Source organism: Limnohabitans sp., from assembly GCF_034680285.1.
Classification (GTDB): domain Bacteria; phylum Pseudomonadota; class Gammaproteobacteria; order Burkholderiales; family Burkholderiaceae_C; genus Limnohabitans_A.
The window spans coordinates 101,963-122,961 of the sequence record NZ_JAXITC010000011.1 but is presented as its reverse complement, the minus strand read 5'-3'; the positions used below and the strand labels follow the sequence as shown (position 1 = coordinate 122,961).

Genomic DNA, 20,999 nt, shown 5'->3' with positions numbered 1-20,999 from the left:
TTATTTGGCGATACAAAGTGAATTTCCAAGTGGATTAGTGTCATCAGCATGAACTGCACAGTTGTAACCTTTGCCACCAATTGATCCTTTATTCGCAAGCCTAGCGATGTACCATTGATTACTTGAAAGCGCAGAACACGCTTCAGTATTAAATACGGCAGCTTCTTGAATTGTTGCCAATCTCATTCCCGCTGGACAATAGTTATCGCCAGTAGCTAAAGTAAATGCGACTTTGTCGCATAGCGTTACTGGTTGTGTAGCTGAGTCCTTCAGCGTTACCTTGCAGCCAGAAGCTGCATTGCTCATGGAGCCGCCACCCGCAATGCGTGCACTTGCAGCTGAACCAATTGCTTTACAAGCTTCAGACTTGTAGGAATAGGCAACGTCTGAGGTCACCATCGTTGTGCCACTAGAGCATGTTCCATCACCTGTCGTTGTGCTGAATATGACTTGCGCATAGGCAAATGCACTTGCCAAAAGCCAAGGCAACAAAAAGTATTTTGAATATCTATATATCTTCATGCACTCACTCCTTCTTGGTTAAAGATCTGTTGCTTTCACTTCGTGAACAAACGTACTTTTCCACTCATGCCAGCCATGAGCTCGGGGTAATACCCCTCCAACACAGCAATCACTTTTGTGGTTTGGCTCACTGGGTCGGCTTTGGCTCCCGCTCGAACGAATCGGGCCGGATAGGTCTTTTTGGTGTCATCAATCAACACACGGAATTTGCCTGCGGATCGCAAACTGGCCAATGCAGATGTGGGCAAGATGAATTCCAGCTCCAGTGAGCCGTCGTCAACGATTTCCAGCACGGGCTGGCCCGGTTGTACGAACTGCTGCTCTCGCGCCCTCCACTCACCTGCACGTCCGCCATAGGGCGCTGCAATTTGGCATTTGTTGACAGTGGCCTGCAGGTAACTTTGATCTGCTTTTGCTTTGAGTAACTCCGCCTCGGAGTTACGCAGTTCCACATCTCCAATGGCATTGAACTTCACCAAGCGCTGATTGCCTTCAAAAGTGCTCTGTGCGGCAAAGACCTGGGCCTTGGCTTTTTCCAGCTGCGCCTCTTGCAAGCTGCAATCAAAGCTGACCAGGGCCTGGCCAGCTTTAAACCGCTCACCTTCCCGAACATGGATGTGTGCAATCTTGACCCCCAGCTCTGCCGACAAAGTGGTAAATCGCTGCGGGACTAGCTGTGCACGGATATCTGCAGCACCCATGTTTTGCGCCACCGCTGCACTGCAAATCAGCATGCAAAAATTGGCTGCGATGGTCTGCCGCAACATCAAGTCTGGCTTTCAGTTTGGTTCTGCTCTACCGAGCGTCGCGCTTGCGGCGCAGACTTGGTTTGCATTTGCCTTTTCCAGTTCTTGAGCGACTGGTCCATGGTTTTTTGCAGCGCGGGAAGATCCAACTCGTCCAAGCTACCGACCTCAGGCTCCAGCCCCAGAGTGGACTGCATGCGGCTGAGCGCTTCTTGAACTCGGGCCATAGACTGGTAGCGACGCGCCACGCTGAGAATGCTGATCACGTCCAAGGAGATGCGATCAAGGCGACCGGCCATCTGACTTTGCTCTTGAGCGCCTGCAATCTGCGCCAGCTGGCCGTCCACATCGGCAATGGCATAAGCACGCTGGTATTGGCGCACGGCATCGTCGTACTGGTGCCACGACAGGTGTACCTGTGTGAAAACGGTCATCTGCAGCGCCATGCGCCGCGCTTGCATGACGGACTCGGCCGCTTCCGCAGCCCGTTTTTGGCTGGGCGCAGAAAGCAAATTAAACAGGTTGAGGCTGACACGCGCGCTGGCTTCTTGCCAGTTCTGATTGATCAGGAAGCGGTCATCGTCCCGACGAGTGCCATAGTCAAAACTGATGCCAGGCAGCAGTTTGAGAATGGCTTTGCGCGTGTCGTTTGCAGCGATACGGACGTTGTAGTTCGCCTCACGCAAATCGGCATTGCGTGTAAGGGCCTGGGTCTCCATGGCCTCTAGGCTGATGCCCAGAGCCTGGGGCTCAGCATCTGTGGGTTCAGTCAACGTCAGACGTGTACCTGTAGGTGCACCAATCAAAGACGCCAGCTCAACCTTGGCGGTGGTAAGTTCTCTCTGAAGTGCTTCAAGCTGCCGCAGGTTGTCCAGCAAGGTACGCTGAAAGCGCAACGACTCACTTGGAGACCGGACTTTCGCGGCCTGCATGCCTCGGGAATCCTTGAGTGCAGTTTCAGCATCGACAATGGCTGAAGACACACGCTGACTCAGCGTTTGAGCTGCCAGCGCACGCCAATAAGTGGTGCGCACGTTCTGGATAAGCGTGTGCATGGACTTGCGACGACGCTCTGTGGCGATCAACAGCCGATCTGCATTTTGCTTGGCGTTGTAATAGCTGGCCCCAAAGTCCAGCAGGCTCCACGATAGCGTCAGGTCTTGGGTGGAGCGATTGCGCTCCGAGGAGATATAGGGGTTGAACGAGTTGGTACCGTTGAAATCTTGCGAACGTAGAAGATCACTGTCTCGTGAAAAGTAGCCTGCGTTGGCCAGCAGCCGGGGCATCATGTCGAACTTGCCTGCTTCAAGCTGTCCGGAAGCCAGCGCCATTTCCAGTGACTTAGCGCGGTGGTCAAGGTTGTATTTGAGGGCCCGTGCAATGGCTTCTTCGATCGTGATGGCGTCATTTATTGGCGCAATCTCCGCCATGCGTTTTTTCAAGTCAGCCCGGCTTTGTGATTCAATTTCTTGTTGGCTGAGAACTTCGGGGGTCAATGATGCACAACCAGCCAACACAAAGACGGCCGCACTCGTTGCCAGAAGTTTGAAAGATCGGTGAGTCAATTTCATTACCGCTCAACCTTCTTCACAATCAATCCAATTTGCGAAGATGGCGTGTCCATCGATCACCATGGGTGGGCCAGCACGGTAGGCTTTGAAGCCAGCTTTACGCAGCAAACGCTCCACACCCAGCGGAGAGACGGTGATCAGTTTTTGGGCCCCATGGCGCATGGCCACGGCAATCGACTCTTTGAGTAAATTGACAGCTACCGGCGATGAAAACTGCATGGAACCGGTAGTGGCCTCCGCCTTGAAGTCCAAGGCCACAAAGCGCGACAGTTCCCAGACCTCTTCAGTTTCAGGAATTGGCAAACCATTCATCAGCTGAGGAAACACCTCGCCGAGGAGATATGGTCGAGTAGTAGGCAACAGGCGTGCCATGCCAACGATGTCGCCTTCATCATCTTGAGCGACCACATAAACAGTGTCATCGCGGTCAAATTGGTCGTATTCGAGCCCTGCTTCACACTGGAGCTCCCACCCCAGTTTTTCAACAAAAACACGGTAGCGGTAGAGGCCCATATCGACCATCATGGTTTCGCGGAGATCCGCCGGTTTTCCTGTGAGCAATCGCACCTCAACTCCTTAAAAGAATTGAGGTCGATTGAATAAGAAACCGCCTTTTCTGTGACCTACCAACCTTAGTAGGTTTTGACGATTTAGACGAAGTTTATGGATTTGACAGCTTCATCCACCGTTGCAGACCAGGGGACTGAGTCGACGAATTGACTGATTTGAACCAGATTTTTGTCCCACCCATGATCTTGACCTTGATCATCAACCAGCATGAGATTGCTGCGAGGGTGTCCCAGACGTTCATAACGACTCTGACCGTCTTTGAATTCAATTTTCCAGTCCCAGCCGATGGTGATAGCAGGGTTGGTTTGTGTGGTCCATTCAGTAAAGCCAGTGATCTCAGTAGGTCTGCCACAGACACTCTCTGCACAGTCAGTGTCTAGACCAGATATCAAATGACTCAAAGGGATAGTGGTCAGCGCCTCAAAAGTGAGGCGTACAAGTCCTTGGTTTGAAATTTTCATGATTGAGTTGACATTCAGTTAAGTTGAGGTAGCCCTTAGGCGAAAGCATCGTATGCCCGATGACACACGCTCGCAACAGGTGCGAATTCCTCAAAATCAACCGACGCGACAATTCAATTGAGCAGGCCCAACATGGCTGCCTTGACAACAGCGGCAGTTTTGTTGGCTGTTTTTAGCTTATAGATGGCATTCTTGATGTGAAAATCTACCACGTGCTTGGTCACGTTCAGAATGTCGGCGATTTCTTGGGCAGACTTCCCATCCGCTGTCCATTTGAGAACTTCGACCTCACGCCGAGTTAGGCCAATGTCTTGGGCGTGTGTGACTTTCTCGATCAAAACACGCGACAGTGCCAAATGCGCGATGTTGACAAGCCACCGCATCTGATTTTCCTTGGCATCCAGCTCTTTGGTAGTCAGCGAATCATGCGACCGTGCCAAGCTGAGCATGCCGCCCACACCATTGGCATCCAGGCTGGACTGAGCCCAACCAACTGAAAGGCCGTGCGCCCTGGCGTCTTCCCAAAATTGACGGCTGCCAGCAAAAACGTCCTCTGTCCAAACCAACGGCTTTTGTGACTTACGACCATGACTGACTGTTGGATCAATGAGAAGGTACCCCTCTTGGGCATAACGCTTTTGCCAGACTTGCGAGTAGTTATTTACCATCAAAATTTTGGGGTTACTCAATGGCCACGGAACTCGCAAGCCGTACGCACAGTGCTCGAACCCCATCGCACAGGCTGCCAATTCGATGCGACGAAAAACCTCCTGCTCCGAATCAGTTGATTCGGTGATTTTCAGTAGTTCCTCTTGCCAAGATCTCATGTTTCAATGGAAATTTTCTCGATACACGTCTGATCAATAGCCGTTCGCCAAATGCCAAGTGACAAATCTGCCAAATTCTTCAATACACGCAATCCAGTCTAGCAGTTGACGCGCTTTGACATATGGGGGAAATCCTTGAAATTGGTAAGGCTTGTCCCGCGCCACACCTGTGTCAGCAGAATTAGAGCAGGGTTGCCAAAGCCTCCCGCCTAGGAAAACCTACTAAATTTAGGAGGTGACATCTTTGCACTCAAGACAACACTCGACCGCTCGTTGCAATAGCCATTGGATCGGGATGGTTCAGCGTATCGCCATCATCTCCACCCTACTAAAAATGGCAGTCACCATTTAATTAACTAATCCCTAGAATTTGGGAAATTTCTTGCAACTGCTTCGGAAAGGCTTGCGGTTTTCAGCAACTAGCATTTCAATCGACTCGGACAACATGCAAATGGCTTTTGCGATTCACGCAATTGGTGCTTGTCGCCGATCACCTTCACATTCGAGCGTACGCGCAGACTGTTTTTTTAATCCACAAAGGAGAGCATTCATGGCACTTAAACCAGGACCAAAACCGAAAGCAAAATCAACAGGAAAACCGGATCAGCGCCGCCGTGATAACAAAACCACACCAGGGAATACACCATCCCTCAAGCCCAGCAAATCTAGCAATCCCCCAAAAAGTAAATGACGGGGACCCTCGTTAATTAACACTTTTTACCCGGTAGTCGATCGGCTTAGCGCGAAATGGCCCGCCGACCGTCCACTTCTGCGTTAACCCACATCAAATGCATATGCCTGCGCACAAAAAGTTTGCTCCGCATACGAAGCCTGAAACGTTCATCCTTGAGTCTTTGAGTGAGGATGACGAAAAGGAACAGAGGCTTGATGGGAAGGTTCTATACGAAGTCTTACGCTTGCAGGGCAAGAAGCCCATCTACTTCTATTTTCGAACGCAAACTGAGTTGATTCGGTTCTCGGAAATATTTCAGCAATCGGGCTATCGCTATCTTCATCTCTCCTGCCATGGGAACGACACCCACCTCCAGTTCACCTTTGGGCAGACGGACTACGCAATGTTTGCGGATATTTTCAGAGACAAACTGAACAATCGCAGGTTGTTCATATCTGGCTGCAGCCTGGGAAACCTTGAGTTTGCAAAAGCCGTCTTCGAAAAAAACACCGGGATGTATTCCGTCACGGCACCCAGTCGAAAGGTTTTCTTCTCGCAAACAACTTCATTTTGGCCTGCGTTCTATTACATGATGCATGCATGGGACAACACGGTGATGAAGAAAAAACGGCTGCAGGACGTACTTGCGCGACTAGCCCAAATCTTCGAGATGCCAATGGCGCACTATTTCAAAAACGCGGGAAAGAAAAGTACTGTTGATGAGCAGCTATTTGCTGCGGCCGGTGTTAGCAAAGCACTTACTCCATCGAAAAGTGGACTTGCCGGTGAACTGCCAGATGTGGGCTAACCAAGCGTACGAGCCTACTCGCGTCGTCAATGGGGCACTGCCGGTCACATGCCCACAGTGATGGTCGCCACCAGCCTACAGGCGACATCGCTGAGATGAAGGTCCGAATTGCAGCGGTTGCGGTCGTTAACTTCGGGTCAATGAACTTCCGCTAGCTAACACCAAGCAGCCGCTGGGCACGCTTATTGGCGTCGTCCTGAACAGCGAAGATGACCACGCATTAGCGGCTTGAGCCATCGCATTCCCTCTCGGTCCCCGGTGTGGGGCTCTAAGGTGCCTACTGACCCCAGAGCGATTTACCCTGAGTCGCACGGTCACTCTTCCTTGTTCTTGGGCTGCATGAACTGGAGCACCTGGTCGACGCAAGCCGGGTCGCCCAGGTCATCCAGCGCGGTATCGCGCAACTTGCCCTGGCTCCCGGCCAACGCCCAAGAAACTCCCACACTACCGGGAGGCAGCATCCGTCCAACGCGTTCTGCCAACTGCTGATCCCGCCCCCGAAGCGCCCAGATGGCGAGGAGCAACAGCACGCGCCGGCTCGAACTGGTTGATAGCGTCTCGGCAGCCTTGAGGATTGCTTCCGTTTCTCCAGCGCAAGCCAACAACACCAGCAGCCTCGACGCGACGCGCGGAATCTTGCTCGTCAGGACCTTTGGCGTGATGCGCTGCAGGATCGAAGGCGCGATATGCTCGAGCGCGCCCGCCAAAGCATGCGCTGCCAACTGCCGAATCAACTTGTCACCAGGACTGAGCGCAATGTCCATCAGTGCATCTTGAAAGCGCTCCCCCGCCTGGTTGACCAGCAAGACGAAGATGGCGTAGCGAAGATCCGAGTCGCGGGTGTCAATGGCCAAGCTGTACAACTCATCGGCAGTCGCTGCGTCGAGTGCGCCCAGCTTGCCCAGCGCTTTAACAGCGGCCTGCGCAATCGGGAGGTTCTCCTCCTCGCCGTAGTAGGCAGATCGAGTTGACCACTCGTTCTTGGAAAGCCGCAAAAGCGTAGCGCGATGATCCGGATGCGGCTTGACGTCTAGCAGGGCAACCAGGGTTCGACAAACGCGGCTGCCCTTGTTCTCGGCAAGAGCAAGAATCGACGGCGGCAGCGGAGCCGGCAGGGGCGTCGCCACAGCTGTTAATGCCGGTGCGACGACATCTGCGAACCGATGGGTCAGGCCAGCCTGAACATCCTCGGCCATGCCGTGGCGAATGGCGAAGTCTATCGCGAGCTCTGCGGCTTTTTCGTCATCAGAATGCGCCAGGAGCCACCGGGCGTCTTCCACTGAGCCAACGGGCACGTACGCATCTAGCTTCATCCGGAATACTCGCACCTCCTCGCTGGGCGAGCTAATTCGAGCGACCAAAGACTGCGCTTCGCTGGAGAGAACAGGCGACTGCTTCTTCTCGAACGCATAGGCAGCCTCGCTGACTTCGTCGAACGGGCTCAAGAGCGATGGAGCTGTCCAGGGCGTTGCGCTCTCCTTGAGATGCTTCTCGAAGACATTGCGACGGTCGCGCAGGTCGCCAAGTTCCACCGCAATCTCGACCAATCGGGCCTCTTTGCCCTCCCGGACGAGTTGGTCAATCACGCCAGGAAAGCGATTGGCCGCGTTTTCAACCAGACAAGTCAGGGCGCTGATCCGAACACCGGGGTCTTGATGGCCTGCCAACACCAGATCCACAAGATCTTGTTCGACCTCCGGCAGCCAATGTTTGGTTAAGACGAGCCAAAGTGTGTCCTCGCCGGCTCTGTGGCGCGTGACCTGATAAACGCCCCTCAGCTCGTCGGCCGGCACCGGCGCGTCCCCAGCAAGGCGATTCAGCCAGCGCGGAAGCAGCTGATCGCGGTGGCGGTGCTCAAGCAGAAGCCGGTATCCGGAAGTTGCACGCACTTTGTCGACGTAGCTAGAAAGAAACTCGCCGGCGGTCCAGCCACTGTCATCCTCAGAGTAGTGCTGGGCGTAGTCCTCGTTGAACTCCTCGTTCTTGAGACCGAGCGAAAACTCCGCTGCCCGCTGTAGCTCTGCCTCGCTCGGGGTGAGCTCTGCCACCGCCAGGTCGACGATTGCCTCGAACCCTTGAATATCCCTCAGCGCGCCCGCCGAAATGGCGTCCTCAGAGCTGATGTATCCAAAGTACACCGCCTTAAAGGCTGCATCAAGGAACACGGGCGTCAAATTAGGAACCAGGCGCTCGATGGCCGCCACGAAGTTTGCGCGGAGGTCATCACGGCCATGGGGCAGCACGTCACGGATGAACGTCTCAACAACCATCCTGACCGATGCGTCTGCCCGCATACGTTCATACCAGTCCTCCGGGTGGGTGGGTTCTCCCCAAAACATGAGCATCCCGAAACTCCGGTCAGTCCGGTGCAGGAGGAAGCGTGCCACCTCCGCGACATTGCAGGCGCTGGATCCGACGGACTCAGCAAGCCTGAGGTTTCGTTCGAACTCCTTGCCACCCTCGCAGACCGCGCCGACCAACCACGCGTCAATCTTTGCCTGAACCTCAGCCGAGGGTTTGGGCCGCAGCTCTGGCGTCCTATCCAGTGCATAGAGCAACCTAGCGGAGGCGGCAATGCCCCATGATTCGTCTGGCCCATTCGCGGAAGAGAGCGTCTCAATGAGAAGCCGCAGCGACCTGACCGTTACGTTCTCAGCCCGCTTCAACGCCTGTTCAATCCCGGCCTCAACCCGCGGATGGTAGTAGGACACCGTGCCCTCGGACTGGCGCAGATTCCGCGCAGCAACGAAGAAGTTGACCAGAAGCATCGCACCCTTTTCAAAGGCTTCGTGCGCGTCGGCAAGTGCACCGTCGATCTGGCGCAACAGCTGTAGCGCCACCTTGTCATTGGCCTTCAGCAGCCCCCACAGCACAGCTGCGGCGCGTACATCGTTGCGCTCCTCAATCTGGTCCACCACCGTGCGTTCAATGGAGTCCTGATGGGCGCGTTGAATCGCGTCGCTTATCAACTGTGAGTCTGAGCGCCTTTTCCTGTCTGCAGGCGTGGCCATTGCGTCGAAGAACTTCTGGATTTCGAGCGGCGTTGCAAGCTCAGCCAGCACGACCGCCTCGTTTTCCTTAGCCAGCGTCTGAACGTTGCGGGGCAGATTGCCGATGCGGGTACGGTAGAGGTGTTGACGCTCGCGCACGCCGTAATGCTCGGCCTCAAGGCTCACTTCCCAACGCTTGACCGTCTGTAGCGCGCCGGAGCTTCTTGCGACGTCCAAACGCGAGGTCGCAACGACCAGCCGATCGGGTCGGGCATGCGCGAAGTGCTGGGCGAGCTGATCGTTCCACGGGCGACTTCTTGGATCGAAGTCGTAGCGCCCCCACGGGTCTTCAATGTCATATAAAACCGGTGGCGGCGTCCTGTCATCCCTGATCTGTTCGGGCCCGAACTTGATGGGAACCCTTGTAAGCCCCGGAATGTCCTTGCGAAGCTCGTCGTATAGCTTCAGCGTGGCCATCGTTTTTCCGGTGCCAGACTGACCAATGATCAGCGCCGCATTGCGCTCGTGCATTACCGCCTTGATCTCTCCCCAGTTGATTGGCTTTATGTAGTGCTCGAGCTCAGGAGAGCTGGCGATGTAGCCGTCGTGAGCGCGAATGACTTCCTCGAGCTCCGCGCGCGTCCAACGGCCGCCACCGGCCCCACCCATGCGGGCCCGGGCTTCGTCCCGTAGCCTTCGGCGGCACTCTTCCAATTTCGAATTCGGCACGCGTAGCTTCTCCGAGAGCAAGGCCTTGATGTCGCGCTCAAGCCGCTCGAAATCCTGGTTCCCGACGATCGCCACCCGCCCCGCTGAACCCGCGGGCATCGCATCCTTGATGGAGACGGCCATATCGGCGGCCTTTGGCCAAAGCCCTGCGCTGCGAACCTGCAAGCCTCGGGCCCCTCCATTCACAGCGGCGGAGGTAACCAGTAGGTATCGATTCCGCGGATCCGCCAACCGGCTCGCGGCGGAAGGACGGCTTGTTCCGTGCTGGAGCAGCCCTTTCACCCCAGCGACATTCCAAGCGTCGCCGCTGCGGAGCTTTGCCTGAACAATCAGTCGGTACTGCTCGACCTTAGCGGTCGTCACCACGCGCCCAGGCTCGGTCTCCGCAAGATCTGCTTCGATATCCTCCTCAGTAGCCGGCTCGAGGACCACTTCATTTGCGAACTCGCTTGACAGCACCAGGTCGAGCGCCAACCACACGGAGACGTCGATCTGATACTCATAGCCGGTCATTGAATGACTGCCGGAGCCGGCCTTCTTCGTGCTCGGCGCTTTGGCATTCTTGCTGCTCATGTCTTATCCTTACCTATGAATCAACTGTCATTCTCGCCAGCGCCCAGCCAAATCCCTTAAAACTGCCAGTGGTCGGCAAAGTAGAAGAGGTTTTGGTAGGTCAACGGTATGCGGCTTGAGCGACGGCCAATTTACCTAGCCGTGGGCGTCCGCAGTACGTCGAACTGAGCAAGTCGGCTCCGCCGAGAGCAGCCGTCCACGCACCGCCAACCTGTCATACGTCCCCGAATGATAGGTGATGCGTGCATAACGACCGGTCGGCGCCGTCGCGATCAATGACCGGTGCCGGTAAAGCCACTCGTGGCATCAACGACGAACTACAGCAGCCAACGTCAAGTTCTTTTGCGGGATCGACGCCTGAGCCACCTGATTGAACAGCGCATTCACGGCTTGCATGATTTGCAGATCGCAACCTATACTTATCTGCCATCCCGAAATCTCTGGCTCGTGGGTTAGGTCTAAAACTGATGTCGGCTTTCAGTCGAATCAGATCAGGCATGTCAGGGGTGGTGCTATCCGTTTCTCCAAAGAGCCACTGTCTGCTCCTGGTGACAGTACACATTCGCGAACGTGAAGCGTGCGACTGCAATCAGCCTCAGCGCCAATTCAATTGCAGCGGTCAGGTGTGCAGCGGGAGCGGCCGGTCGGGCTCAATCGGTGAACTCACGCTGTTTGCCACCAAGCAGTCATTGGACCTCGCGAGCGGAGTCCGTCCAGCGACCAAAGCGGCAAGGCCAAAGAACCGCGACGAGTTGTTCAACTCAACGGACGGCCATGCGCTTGCGCGAGGGCAACTTGATCAAGTCGATCAAGCGCGTCCGTCAGAGCATCCTTCCAGTCGTCGAACTGGCGCTCTGGGTGCAATGTTTCGGGAAACACCGCTTGCAGGACCAGTCGACACAAAAACGAGAAGTAGTAGTCGTAGTGCTGGTCGGTCAGCGCCAGCCGTTCGATCATGTACGCCACCCGGTGATGAAGCGCCGGATGGCCACCCGGAAGAAGGGCCCTTATCGGGTCCCTGTACAGGTATAGGGTACTCAGCATTACGCTGATCACGGCCCATGCATCAGCCAGCTTCTCGCGATCGTCGAGACTCTGTCCAAGAAGATCGTCATACGCGACAGCGTCGGCCTCTTTCTCCATTTCGAGCCGCAGTCCGGTCATACTGTTGCTCTGGATGACATCGAGGTGACCGAGCGCAGCGTGTGCTCGCTCATGACTTAGCAGGAATGCGGTCGCCTTTTGAAAGACCAAGTTCGCCTTTAGTCCGTACCACTCTTCCTGCGCCGTCGCGTAGTGCTGCGGCGACGGAAGATCCGCGGGCCAAGGCCTATAGGTCTCTCGTAAGCTTGACGACCAGGCCAACAGTTGGTGAGCTCTGTCGATCAACTTCTCGGTCTCAGCATCCATCACCCTCGCTGGATCGAGCAGAACCTTCTGCACGCTCTCTTCATACACCACCATCCAGCCGTAGATGTATGCCCAGAGCATCTCCAAGTGCGAGAGGTCGACGTGTATCTCCGGGACACTTGCCTCCCGCCGAACCACTCTCGGGCCTTTTGGCGGCGCGGCTGACATGTCAAGTGCGATCTCACCCAAGAGGGTGCCATGCTCGACTTGCAGTTTCAGAGTTTGCGCGCCGAACGCCGACATGTTCTCGAACTGCCAGAGAATGTTCCCTTCGAGGACGAGCACAGGCGAGTCGACGATTGCGCCTGCGGAGAGATTCGGGGTCATGGAGCGGGTGTGGAGCGAACGAGGGGGCGAGGAGACAGCAGCGTTGACCTGTCCAGGCTAACCGAAAGCCGACGGCCGCGACCGACTGTGGATGGCCGGGTCGAGCCTCCCACAGCGGTGCCTGACAGCTTCCTTTAAATCTAGGGTGGGCGCCAGCGGAACAGATCCGTCGCGGCTCAGCCCACAGGCGAACGACTGCTGTCGGGTGCGCAGACGAAGACCTGGACCCGGCCAGGAGTGGAATGTGGGAAGGATCGGCTTACCGGCCGCCTGAATATGTGCGCGGAGCACTTCGCCGCCTCCGAATGACCGTCGGATCCCGCTGCATCGCAACCCTGGCGACGGGTCATTCATCCTCATCGTCTCCGGCGTCAGGAACAGGAATGTCGCCGTCCTGGAGATGCTCGTCGCGAACAGGTGCTTGCTTCAGTAGTTCGTCGAGCATTGCCTTGACCATACCGCTGAGCGCCTCGACGCCTGGACGAAAAGCTTCCTCCAGCAGGACGTGGCGCTTGGCGCCAAATTCCAGGATGCTGCAATCTTCAGGCGGTACCCAGTTATCTGGAATCGACTCAGTCGCAACCATGGTTTGACCCGAGTGAGCTCGTTTCAGAATAGTGTCGAGCATCCGCCCGAGGCTCACAGGGTCCTGACCGGATTGTTGCGGTGTATCGACGATGAACGGGAACGTGGGGCCGTTGCCGTACTTCGAGTGCGCCGACAGCAGCGCGAGGTGGTTCGCCAATACTGCGCGTGGCGCGTAGCTCCCGCTTGAGTTCGGCGAGCGCGTGCCAATCGTCACCTTCGACGCGATTTCGACCTTCGCGATGTCGAGCATATCGGCGTAGAAAATCAGGTCTTCCTTGAAAGATGCGCGAATCCGCTTTTCTCGCTCCTTGTCGGCCAGATCCTTTAGTCTGCTGTCGTACTCTTGGAGCTCCTCGGTAGCGATGTCGAGCTCCGCTGCGAGGTCGCGGCGCGTGACGTCGTAGGCGTCCTTGAGTACGGACAGGCTCTTGGCGACCACGACGTCAGCCACGGGGCGTCCGTCGCGCTGAACCTTTAGAGCCTCGTTTAACGAGCGTAGTCGCTCGGCAACAGCATTAAGCTTGGTTTGGAGTGCCGCCTCATCGCCTTGCAGCTTGTCTCGTGCTGTTTGCAACCGAATGACAACTTCGTGGATATCGTGCGCGTCGGTGGCAAGCGCCTGTCGTGCGTGGAACGTCGCTGTATGGACGTGTGAGCAAGTAGGGCAGACCAACGGCTCGTCATCTGAATAGTCGGCGAGGAATGCTTGGTCCTCGACAAGTTCGCGTTCGCTGGCAAGGGCCATGTTCAACTCGGCCGTAAGCTGTTGCCGCCTTTGAGCAAGCTTGAACAGGTCCGCGCGCACCTCGTCTTGTTCGTCGCGCAACTTTTTCGTCAACTCCGACACCTCGCGCAACTCGCGCGCGAACTGGCTTTCGTCAATGGTGGTCGTCTCCGCTGGCAGCATCTCTACTACTCGCTTGTAGGAGGTCTCCTGTAGCTTTAAGTGCACCTTGGCGGTCTTAATCTGAGCGGCCGACCGGTCTCGATGCGCCTGAGCCTCGAGGTAGGACGCGGTCTTCAAGCCAGTGAATGACGAGAAGAGCGGCACCTGCCATTTAACGAACTGGCCCAGGTACGGAAAGGTCGCCCATTTCGGGCCCCATCCGCTGTCTTGGTCGATATAGAACGGAAGCATGGAGTAGTCGGGCCCAGCCAATCCGAACTCACCTTCCTCCTTACGCTGAAGCATCAGTTTGAAGCCGAAGGTCTCAGAGAAGAACTCACTCCACTTCGAGCTGGACTCGGTCGCAAAAATAAGGAGGCCCAGCCCGTCGAATGCGGCGCGCTTGCGGCCTTGTCTCAGGAGAGTGAACTTTCCCGACGAGCCAACAGACAGCTCAAGGGCGGCAACCACGTTTGAGTCGAACTCGCCGGCGGCACGTCTTGCCGGGTCACAGCCGAGCGCCCAGACCAGGTGCTTCAGTACACGCGACTTGCCTGTGCCGTTACTTCCCGACAGCAGGTTGCGTCGAGGGTGAAACTTCAGCTGCCTCGCGCTCGCGTCTCTTTCGGACAGCAGCCAAAGCTCGTTGAATACCACGATGGGGCTCATGATGTTGCCTCAGGTTGCGAACCAGGCGCAGCAGTTGAAAGGTGTCGGAGTGGTTGTGCATTTTTGAGAGTCATCGCCATTAGGCAGTAGAGGAAGCCATTGGAATAAAGGTGTGAGTGCCGAACCTTCATCGCGCGGAGGTCCGCCAGCCACGCCGGCAGTCGAGTCTTGAGGTTTCCGTTCGCCTTGTATTGGTGGTTCTTGACGTACAGGTCGACCAGCGCTCTGGCAGTGAGCCAGACCACGCTAGCGCGATTGGTGACTTCCGCGCAAGCGGTGTTCACTGCAGCCTCCATCTCCTGGACTATCTCGTAATCAGCCGCCTCGGCGTTCAGCCGGGCGATGACCTGCGCGACCAGGTCTTGCGTCCGGACGTGGGTGTCGTTGGCCGCAGCGAAGTACTGCGTCACATCAGCCCTCGTAACTGCGCGCTCAAGCAAGCCGGGGAAGTCCTTGGCATAGGCTCGTTTGCCGGCTCGCTGCTGCACGTACGACGCCACGAGACATATGGCAATGAACGGGGCATTGACCTGCGGCTCAATTTTCTTGAGCTGACACAGCTCCACCAACTCGCCAATGGCAAACTTGTGGGCTTCCTCAGTGGGGCAGTTGGTCACTGTCAGGCGGAAGCAATCAAGGGCAATCGCTTCGTTCTCAGGCACTTCGAGCTGCTTGCGAAAAGCTTCCTGGACCTTGGCAACCGATGCGGCCGGCAAGTCGCATAGCTCAATTGCGGTCACCGTTTCGTTTTGGTCATCGTCCCCGACGCCAACGTAGAACGGTGCGTTCGAAGCGAAGACGAGTTCCGGAGGCGGCGTGAGCGTGGAAAAGCGCTGTCGGTGGAAGTACAGCTTGGCCAGCGTGGACTGTCCCGACTTACGCAGACGAAGGGCTGGCCGACGCTTTGGTGCGGCTGGAGAGTCTGTCTCGTCTATGGTGGCCTGCACTAGTTTTGCCGGAGGTGCCGATGGTGGAGCCAGCAGCCCATTCAAGGTCCAGTGGTGCGTCGACTCGTTTTTTTTGAGCTGGATAAACGTAACGCGCGTGGGCTGCGTGGATGAGTTGAGAACAGCGATGTCCTCCTGCCATTCAAGTACGACGGCGTAGTCCTCGCCGGTCGCATGTGCCTTCAGTGTCTCAAGCACGGCTTGCCACACCTGAAAGCTGAACCCACGGACAGCATGCTGTCCTCCAGTCTCGTCTTCGCTCCTGTCTTTGAACAAGGTGAGGACGTCGTGAAGGCTCGGTTCCCCGCCTGAGCTCGCGTTTTTCATGGATAGAGCTTACAACAATTGGGTAACGCAATCGGTGGTGCGGAGTAGCTAACTGCAAATGTTTACGCGGCTACGGGATTCATACTTGGCCCACTAGGGGTGCCGTGCGCAAACAACTATGCGGCGGGACGTGTCGACTGCATGACCTCGTGCTGATTGTCTGGTCTTGTGTTGCTCGTTTCGAGCCTGGACTGCCTCCTGTGGGTCGGCAGCACCAGTTCGAGATCCATGGCCGCGGTCGCTGGCTGGTGCAGCAATTTGACGGGACAGCACATCCAAAAAAGTGTGGATGGCTGACAGTCTTATGAGGCGACCTGCTCGCTTCGCCCAGCTAGCGCTTTTGAGAGGCAGGTTTTGGGGACCGCCGACATTGGCCGGCCTGAATTGAAAGACTGCAGCCAGCCTAATGCAGGTATTCATTGGGATTCCAATCTGTCTTTCACACATAAATGAACAGATTTCGAATTTTCGACGGCACATTATCTTTGCTGATTCTATTTTTCTCCGCAAGATTTACAACCCAGTTTTACCTACCATTTTTATTAGCTTTTATGGTCACTCACATTCACGTCTAACCTAGATACTCAGTCAAACAAGCTTTAAACCGCTAAAGAAAAGATAATTTTGGTGACCTCATTTCCAATTTACAGCGTAGCCAAGGTGTTGGTTCGATACCTGCCCGGATTCATGTATCGGCACTACTACACCCCTCAGCGTATGGCCGACTTAGTCTACTGTGATGTATTGCCTCGTGGTGAATCCGTGCAATTAGATCTTGGACCAGTAGCTTCGGCACAAATATTTTTGCAGCTCATTAATCTTTCGCCAGTTCCCATCGAGCTGAACAGCGCTCAGATGGCCATGCAATGCAGTGGTGCAAAGATTGATTTTGTGCACGTATCTCCATGTGTAACTATCCCTTCTGGCATGGCTGCTCAACTGCGCTTGTGCACGTCGGTCCACGAGGGGTCTTCATCTGCCATCATCGAAAATCATCATATTCCTCTGAAGGCCTGGTTGACAGGGCACATGGAATTCAGTTGCAACGTTCGAAAATTTTCTAAGGCCCTAAGTCTTTCTGATATCCAGCCTGTGTTGATCAATGCGCATCTTCGGAAGGAAGAACGTCACGCGTAACAGGCTTCAACTATTGGTCAACAATGCAGACTCAAAACTGTTGGTAACCTATTGGATTTGGTAGGTGTATTTTTATAGCGTTTCGGATCGAATGTATGTACCCATTTCTCAAGAGGTTCATGCATGCAATACCCTATCTCTCCTTGCTTTGACAATCCAGCGGAAGCACCCGAACGATTGACAGAAATGTTCGTCGGCATTGCGCAAGACCGACGCATTCAACTTGGACAACGGCCTGCTGAGCGGGCCGTATTTCGAAAGCTACATGGGGTAGCCAGTGCAGAGTGGGTTTTGCAACCGAATATTCCAGACAAATTGAAGGTCGGCATCTTTAACCACGAACGCCTCCAGGCCTGGGTTCGCTTTTCGAGCGATGCAACACCCACATCGCCAGATTTGAAGTCGACACTAGGGGTTGGCATCAAGCTTTTCGGCGTCCCTGGACCTAAAGCGCTCGGAGATGAGGGCGATACGGCCGACTTCATCATGCAAAACTTCCCAGTCTTTTTTGTGGACAACGCACAGGAAATGACGGAGTTCACCTATGCGGGAGTTGTGCAAAAAGAATACCCCGATTACCTCCATAAACACCCTAAGACAGCGACCATTCTGAATCGGATGGGCAAAGTGGAAGGTAGCGTACTGACGACAACTTATTGGGCAATTTTGCCTTTCATGGCGGGAAAAGATCGATATGTGAAATACCGATTAGACCCCGTCACGCCGCCAGAAAACGTACCCAATGATCAAGCCGATTACTTGGCCGTGGACATGTGTAATCGTCTGTCGCATGACACCTACGAGTTCAAATTCATGGTTCAACTGCGGACCAACCCAGAATCGATGCCATTGGATCAAGCCACGGTGGAATGGCCAGAGTCAGAAAGTCCCTTTGTACATGTGGCAACGATCACGCTGCCCAAGCAGGACATTACTCTGCGCGGTCAGTCTGAATACGGCCAGGGGCTGAGTTTCAACATCTGGCGGGTGCCGCCCGATCAAGCCCCTGTAGGTTCGATTGCTGAGGCTCGAAAAATGGTTTATCGCGAAGGTGCCCGCCTGCGACACGAAGCAAATGGTCAGCCGCTTCAAGATCCTACCGAACCCAGGCCAGCATCATCGGCATGTCCTTTTCACCAAGTGAATGAGGCGACAGCCGAACCCGCTATTCAAATGCTTGGTCCAGCAGACACCTGTATTGTGAAAGCCGCGATTTACCCTTCCATAGGCGTAGCACGCGTGGGAAACAGTCCGGATGAATGGTTCCTTGGGCCGGAGGTCCCCGATCCAGCGCCCTTGCCGCCTGGCTCTTACCGTGATTCACACCATCGCCTCAAGCGCCAGGCAGCCAGATTCCGCATTTACGGATTAAATGCCAAAGGTCAGATAGTGCGCGAGCTGACCGCAGATAACGCAGACATTGAATGGGATGTGCAACTGGCCAATCAAAAAGCTGCCTGGTACGGTTTTCAACTTGCTCTGGATATCCCCGAAGCGGCTTCTGCACCACCCACGACTTTGCGCAATCCAGGTGTGCCAGACAGAGACTTGTTGACCATCAGCCCCAAACCTCAGAAGGTGAAGGGCAAGGGTGCAAAGGCCAAGCGGTTTGACGATGGCCAGTTCATGGGTAAACCTGTCTATCTGGGTGAAATCCAAACTGATGATGATGGCCGCTTGATTGTGCTTGGGGGATATGGTCACTCATCGTCTTACAACAATAGCAAGGCGATCACGTTCGGGAACAACGAAGGCTGGCATGACGATGTGTCCGACGGGCCCGTGACCGCGACCGTGAACTATCAGGGCTTGACTTTGATGGTTGACCCGGCGTGGGTAGTGGTAGCTCCACCCAACTATGGTCCAGAGCTTAAAACCGTTCGCACGATGTGGGACCTGATGCGTGATGTGGCCATCACCAACGGCATGCTGCCCATGCCCTCTCGCCCCAGCTTTACGCTTGACATTTACCCGCTGTTCCAACGACTCAGTGGCTTGCAATGGGTCAACAATGGTTTTGCAGCAGGATTCGGCTGGAAGGGCGCTAATGACTTGACCAGCCCAGATGTGGTGGCCAGATTGTCGAGTGCATCGCCGGCATTCAGAGAGCTGCGCAAAACCATTGCCAATCAGTTCCGCAACAATAACGTCGACGCATGGTCACCCAAGCCGTGGCCCTGGTTGTATGGTGACGCCATGTCTGTACCAGCAGCACACACCCCGCTGCAAAATTCGTCGCTGACAGCAACACAACTTGCATTTCTGCAGCAATGGGCGAATGGCGATTTCGTTGAGGACTACGATCCAGAGCAGCCCACACCTCGGCGTATAGAAGACGTGCCACTCGAAGCACAGGGGGACACTTTGACGCGTGCCGCATTGGATTTTTGCCTGGCTGATGCGTTTCACCCAGGATGTGAAATGACATGGCCTGTGCGTATCAAGACCATGTACATGGGCCCATTCAGATTTGCCCATGCCCCCAAAAATTGGATAGCTCCGGCTATAGGCGAGGTGTTGAGCAGCGACTGGATTACTATTCCAAACGGTCCTTTCAGCGGGCAGCAAGCGGGCGGTATTACCCGTTGGATGGCCGTCCCGTGGCAAACAGACACTGCAAGTTGCCGATCTGGATATGACAAGGCGTACGACCCGTATGTACCAAGTTTTTGGCCTGCGCGTGTCCCCAACCAGGTGCTGACCAAGCAGAACTACGACATCGTGATGGACACAACCAAATCTTTAGGTGAACGCATGAAGGCATTTGCCAACCGTGCAGCTTGGACGGCCCCACTTGGCGATAGCTCATACACGGACCAGATCAACAACATGATCCTTCACTTTGATCACATGGGCGTTGTGGAAGTAAGAGAAGGACCGGAAGACCGCTTAAATTTTCCGGCTGTGATTCAAGTAGAGGATGAGCACAGGCCAATCGTGAGTGGCGAACATGCACCTGCCAAACACCATGCTGAAGCTGTACATGGCGCTGCTGGAGAAGTTCACCCTGACTCAGTAGATCTAATGACCATTGAGAAGGTTCGCCGCTTCCCGCGCGGCTTGTGAGTCCGGATGCAGGACCAGATCCGTGTTGATGTGTTAGTGGTAGGGGCTGGTCCTGCAGGCTGTACGGTTGCACTGAATCTGGCACCTTTTTACAAGGTGCTGGTCGTGACGCACCAAAAACCCACGACAAAGGCTGTAGGTGAGTCTTTACCTGCAGCCGCATCAAGACTCATGCAGGACATGGGCTTATGGTCATCTTTCCTGAATGAAGAGCATCAGCCTCACCGATTAAGTAAGTCGCACTGGGGAAGTTCCGAAGCCCATTTCAACGATTCAATACGGAACTTGGATGGACATGGTTGGCATTTGGATCGACATCGATTTGATGAATGGATGTTGCAGCAAGCACGCGTTCGTGGGGCTGGATTTTTGAAATGCTCTGCTTTGAATGACATCAATTTTCAATCCTACCGCGAGATGTGGTCTGTCGAAATCGAAGTTGATGGCAGGCGAGTTCAAATCAACGCCAATTGGCTTGTTGATGCCACTGGACGTAAATCATTCGTTGCCAAACGGCTTGGTTATTCTCCCAAAACCATGGACAAGCTCGCTTGTGGATGGATGATTGGCAAACTCAGCGAATCAGCCGAGCAGGAAAGTGAAATCTACGCAGAAAGTGAAGGTTGGTGGTACACCTCTGTGCTACCCAAACAGCAAAGGCTCCTGGCTTTTTACACCGATGCGGATCTCACTTCTGCTAAAGACGCTCATTGCCACATCGCATTACTCAAGCGTGCGCAACAATTGTCAGGCCTAGCGCAAACCCTGGGCCAAACATCTTTTACAAAATCAGACTTAAAGCATGGCTTTTGTGCAGCAAACAGCGCCACATTGCCACAATACGCGGGACATCGCTGGCTAGCCGTTGGGGACGCAGCCATGAGCTTCGACCCCCTTTCATCTCAAGGCATCTTCAATTCACTTTATACCGGACTTGCCGCATCCACGTTTGTATTTGAAGAACTCAAAAGAAACCAACCTAGATATCAAGTCAACGAATACAACAATGCTTTGGTAGAAATATGGAATACCTATACAAACAATCAATCTAGCTGGTATACAGACCAAAAACGCTGGCCACAATCACCGTTTTGGCTTCGAAGACAAAAAGGTGGCGTTTTTTGATTCCAAATTTTTAATTGAGCGGAGTGACATCTCTGCACATCACGGTT

At 54.8% G+C, this 20,999-nt stretch carries 15 protein-coding genes; 5 read left to right on the top strand and 10 right to left on the bottom strand.

Translation table 11 applies throughout. The features are described from left to right. The 6 genes from SWE17_RS10700 to SWE17_RS10675 form a co-directional block, all read right to left on the bottom strand. The gene (locus tag SWE17_RS10700; RefSeq protein WP_322993085.1) at positions 1-522 is read right to left on the bottom strand and encodes a hypothetical protein; all 522 of its coding nucleotides are present in this window, start codon (positions 520-522) and stop codon (positions 1-3) included. A 35-nt stretch (positions 523-557) separates the two neighbouring features. Continuing rightward, a complete protein-coding gene (locus SWE17_RS10695) occupies positions 558-1,256 on the bottom strand; it encodes an efflux RND transporter periplasmic adaptor subunit (protein ID WP_322993084.1) in 699 nt (232 codons plus the stop codon). Positions 1,257-1,288: 32 nt separating this feature from the next. Then, a complete protein-coding gene (locus tag SWE17_RS10690; protein ID WP_322993083.1) occupies positions 1,289-2,839 on the bottom strand; it encodes a TolC family protein in 1,551 nt (516 codons plus the stop codon). A 6-nt stretch (positions 2,840-2,845) separates the two neighbouring features. Beyond that, complete coding sequence (locus tag SWE17_RS10685; protein ID WP_322993082.1) at positions 2,846-3,406, bottom strand: acyl-homoserine-lactone synthase; 561 nt, start codon at positions 3,404-3,406, stop codon at positions 2,846-2,848. Positions 3,407-3,489: 83 nt separating this feature from the next. Next, positions 3,490-3,870: a DUF4902 domain-containing protein gene (locus SWE17_RS10680; protein ID WP_322993081.1), complete on the bottom strand. Its 381-nt coding sequence runs from the start codon at positions 3,868-3,870 to the stop codon at positions 3,490-3,492. A 113-nt stretch (positions 3,871-3,983) separates the two neighbouring features. Further along, positions 3,984-4,697, bottom strand: a complete 714-nt coding sequence (locus SWE17_RS10675; protein ID WP_322993080.1) for an autoinducer binding domain-containing protein — start codon at positions 4,695-4,697, stop codon at positions 3,984-3,986. Positions 4,698-5,247: 550 nt separating this feature from the next. On the opposite strand from SWE17_RS10675, the gene SWE17_RS10670 reads away from it, so the two are divergent. Further along, complete coding sequence (locus SWE17_RS10670; protein WP_322993079.1) at positions 5,248-5,388, top strand: hypothetical protein; 141 nt, start codon at positions 5,248-5,250, stop codon at positions 5,386-5,388. Between the two features lie 103 nt (positions 5,389-5,491). Further along, the gene (locus SWE17_RS10665) at positions 5,492-6,178 is read left to right on the top strand and encodes a hypothetical protein (protein ID WP_322993078.1); all 687 of its coding nucleotides are present in this window, start codon (positions 5,492-5,494) and stop codon (positions 6,176-6,178) included. A gap of 314 nt (positions 6,179-6,492) precedes the next feature. On the opposite strand, the gene SWE17_RS10660 is transcribed toward SWE17_RS10665, so the two are convergent. The 4 genes from SWE17_RS10660 to SWE17_RS10645 all read right to left on the bottom strand — a co-directional run bounded on the left by SWE17_RS10660 (position 6,493) and on the right by SWE17_RS10645 (position 15,624). Next, positions 6,493-10,470, bottom strand: a complete 3,978-nt coding sequence (locus SWE17_RS10660) for a hypothetical protein (protein WP_322993077.1) — start codon at positions 10,468-10,470, stop codon at positions 6,493-6,495. Between the two features lie 756 nt (positions 10,471-11,226). Continuing rightward, positions 11,227-12,207, bottom strand: coding sequence for a phage exclusion protein Lit family protein (locus SWE17_RS10655; protein WP_322993076.1), 981 nt, complete (start codon positions 12,205-12,207; stop codon positions 11,227-11,229). 346 nt (positions 12,208-12,553) lie between these two features. Further along, positions 12,554-14,350, bottom strand: a complete 1,797-nt coding sequence (locus SWE17_RS10650) for a hypothetical protein (protein ID WP_322993075.1) — start codon at positions 14,348-14,350, stop codon at positions 12,554-12,556. Further along, complete coding sequence (locus SWE17_RS10645; RefSeq protein ID WP_322993074.1) at positions 14,347-15,624, bottom strand: dsDNA nuclease domain-containing protein; 1,278 nt, start codon at positions 15,622-15,624, stop codon at positions 14,347-14,349. Before SWE17_RS10645 ends, SWE17_RS10650 begins: the two co-directional genes overlap by 4 nt. A 717-nt stretch (positions 15,625-16,341) precedes the next feature. Here SWE17_RS10645 and SWE17_RS10640 point away from each other — a divergent pair. The 3 genes from SWE17_RS10640 (at position 16,342) to SWE17_RS10630 (ending at position 20,952) form a co-directional block, all read left to right on the top strand. Continuing rightward, a complete protein-coding gene (locus tag SWE17_RS10640; protein WP_322993073.1) occupies positions 16,342-16,761 on the top strand; it encodes a hypothetical protein in 420 nt (139 codons plus the stop codon). A 123-nt stretch (positions 16,762-16,884) separates the two neighbouring features. After that, positions 16,885-19,827 (top strand): LodA/GoxA family CTQ-dependent oxidase, encoded by a 2,943-nt coding sequence (locus SWE17_RS10635; RefSeq protein WP_322993072.1) that lies wholly within the window; start codon positions 16,885-16,887, stop codon positions 19,825-19,827. A gap of 6 nt (positions 19,828-19,833) precedes the next feature. After that, entirely contained in the window at positions 19,834-20,952 is a 1,119-nt protein-coding gene (locus SWE17_RS10630) for an FAD-dependent monooxygenase (protein WP_322993071.1), read from the top strand. Positions 20,953-20,999 lie beyond the last annotated feature (47 nt).

What these genes read in the sequence shown, in the direction of transcription:
- SWE17_RS10700 (WP_322993085.1), bottom strand. Translation starts at nt 522, where the DNA reads ATGAAGATATATAGATATTCAAAATACTTTTTGTTGCCTTGGCTTTTG.
- SWE17_RS10695 (WP_322993084.1), bottom strand. Translation starts at nt 1,256, where the DNA reads ATGCTGATTTGCAGTGCAGCGGTGGCGCAAAACATGGGTGCTGCAGAT.
- SWE17_RS10690 (WP_322993083.1), bottom strand. Translation starts at nt 2,839, where the DNA reads ATGAAATTGACTCACCGATCTTTCAAACTTCTGGCAACGAGTGCGGCC.
- SWE17_RS10680 (WP_322993081.1), bottom strand. Translation starts at nt 3,870, where the DNA reads ATGAAAATTTCAAACCAAGGACTTGTACGCCTCACTTTTGAGGCGCTG.
- SWE17_RS10675 (WP_322993080.1), bottom strand. Translation starts at nt 4,697, where the DNA reads ATGAGATCTTGGCAAGAGGAACTACTGAAAATCACCGAATCAACTGAT.
- SWE17_RS10670 (WP_322993079.1), top strand. Translation starts at nt 5,248, where the DNA reads ATGGCACTTAAACCAGGACCAAAACCGAAAGCAAAATCAACAGGAAAA.
- SWE17_RS10665 (WP_322993078.1), top strand. Translation starts at nt 5,492, where the DNA reads ATGCCTGCGCACAAAAAGTTTGCTCCGCATACGAAGCCTGAAACGTTC.
- SWE17_RS10660 (WP_322993077.1), bottom strand. Translation starts at nt 10,470, where the DNA reads ATGAGCAGCAAGAATGCCAAAGCGCCGAGCACGAAGAAGGCCGGCTCC.
- SWE17_RS10655 (WP_322993076.1), bottom strand. Translation starts at nt 12,207, where the DNA reads ATGACCCCGAATCTCTCCGCAGGCGCAATCGTCGACTCGCCTGTGCTC.
- SWE17_RS10650 (WP_322993075.1), bottom strand. Translation starts at nt 14,350, where the DNA reads ATGAGCCCCATCGTGGTATTCAACGAGCTTTGGCTGCTGTCCGAAAGA.
- SWE17_RS10645 (WP_322993074.1), bottom strand. Translation starts at nt 15,624, where the DNA reads ATGAAAAACGCGAGCTCAGGCGGGGAACCGAGCCTTCACGACGTCCTC.
- SWE17_RS10640 (WP_322993073.1), top strand. Translation starts at nt 16,342, where the DNA reads ATGGCCGACTTAGTCTACTGTGATGTATTGCCTCGTGGTGAATCCGTG.
- SWE17_RS10635 (WP_322993072.1), top strand. Translation starts at nt 16,885, where the DNA reads ATGCAATACCCTATCTCTCCTTGCTTTGACAATCCAGCGGAAGCACCC.
- SWE17_RS10630 (WP_322993071.1), top strand. Translation starts at nt 19,834, where the DNA reads ATGCAGGACCAGATCCGTGTTGATGTGTTAGTGGTAGGGGCTGGTCCT.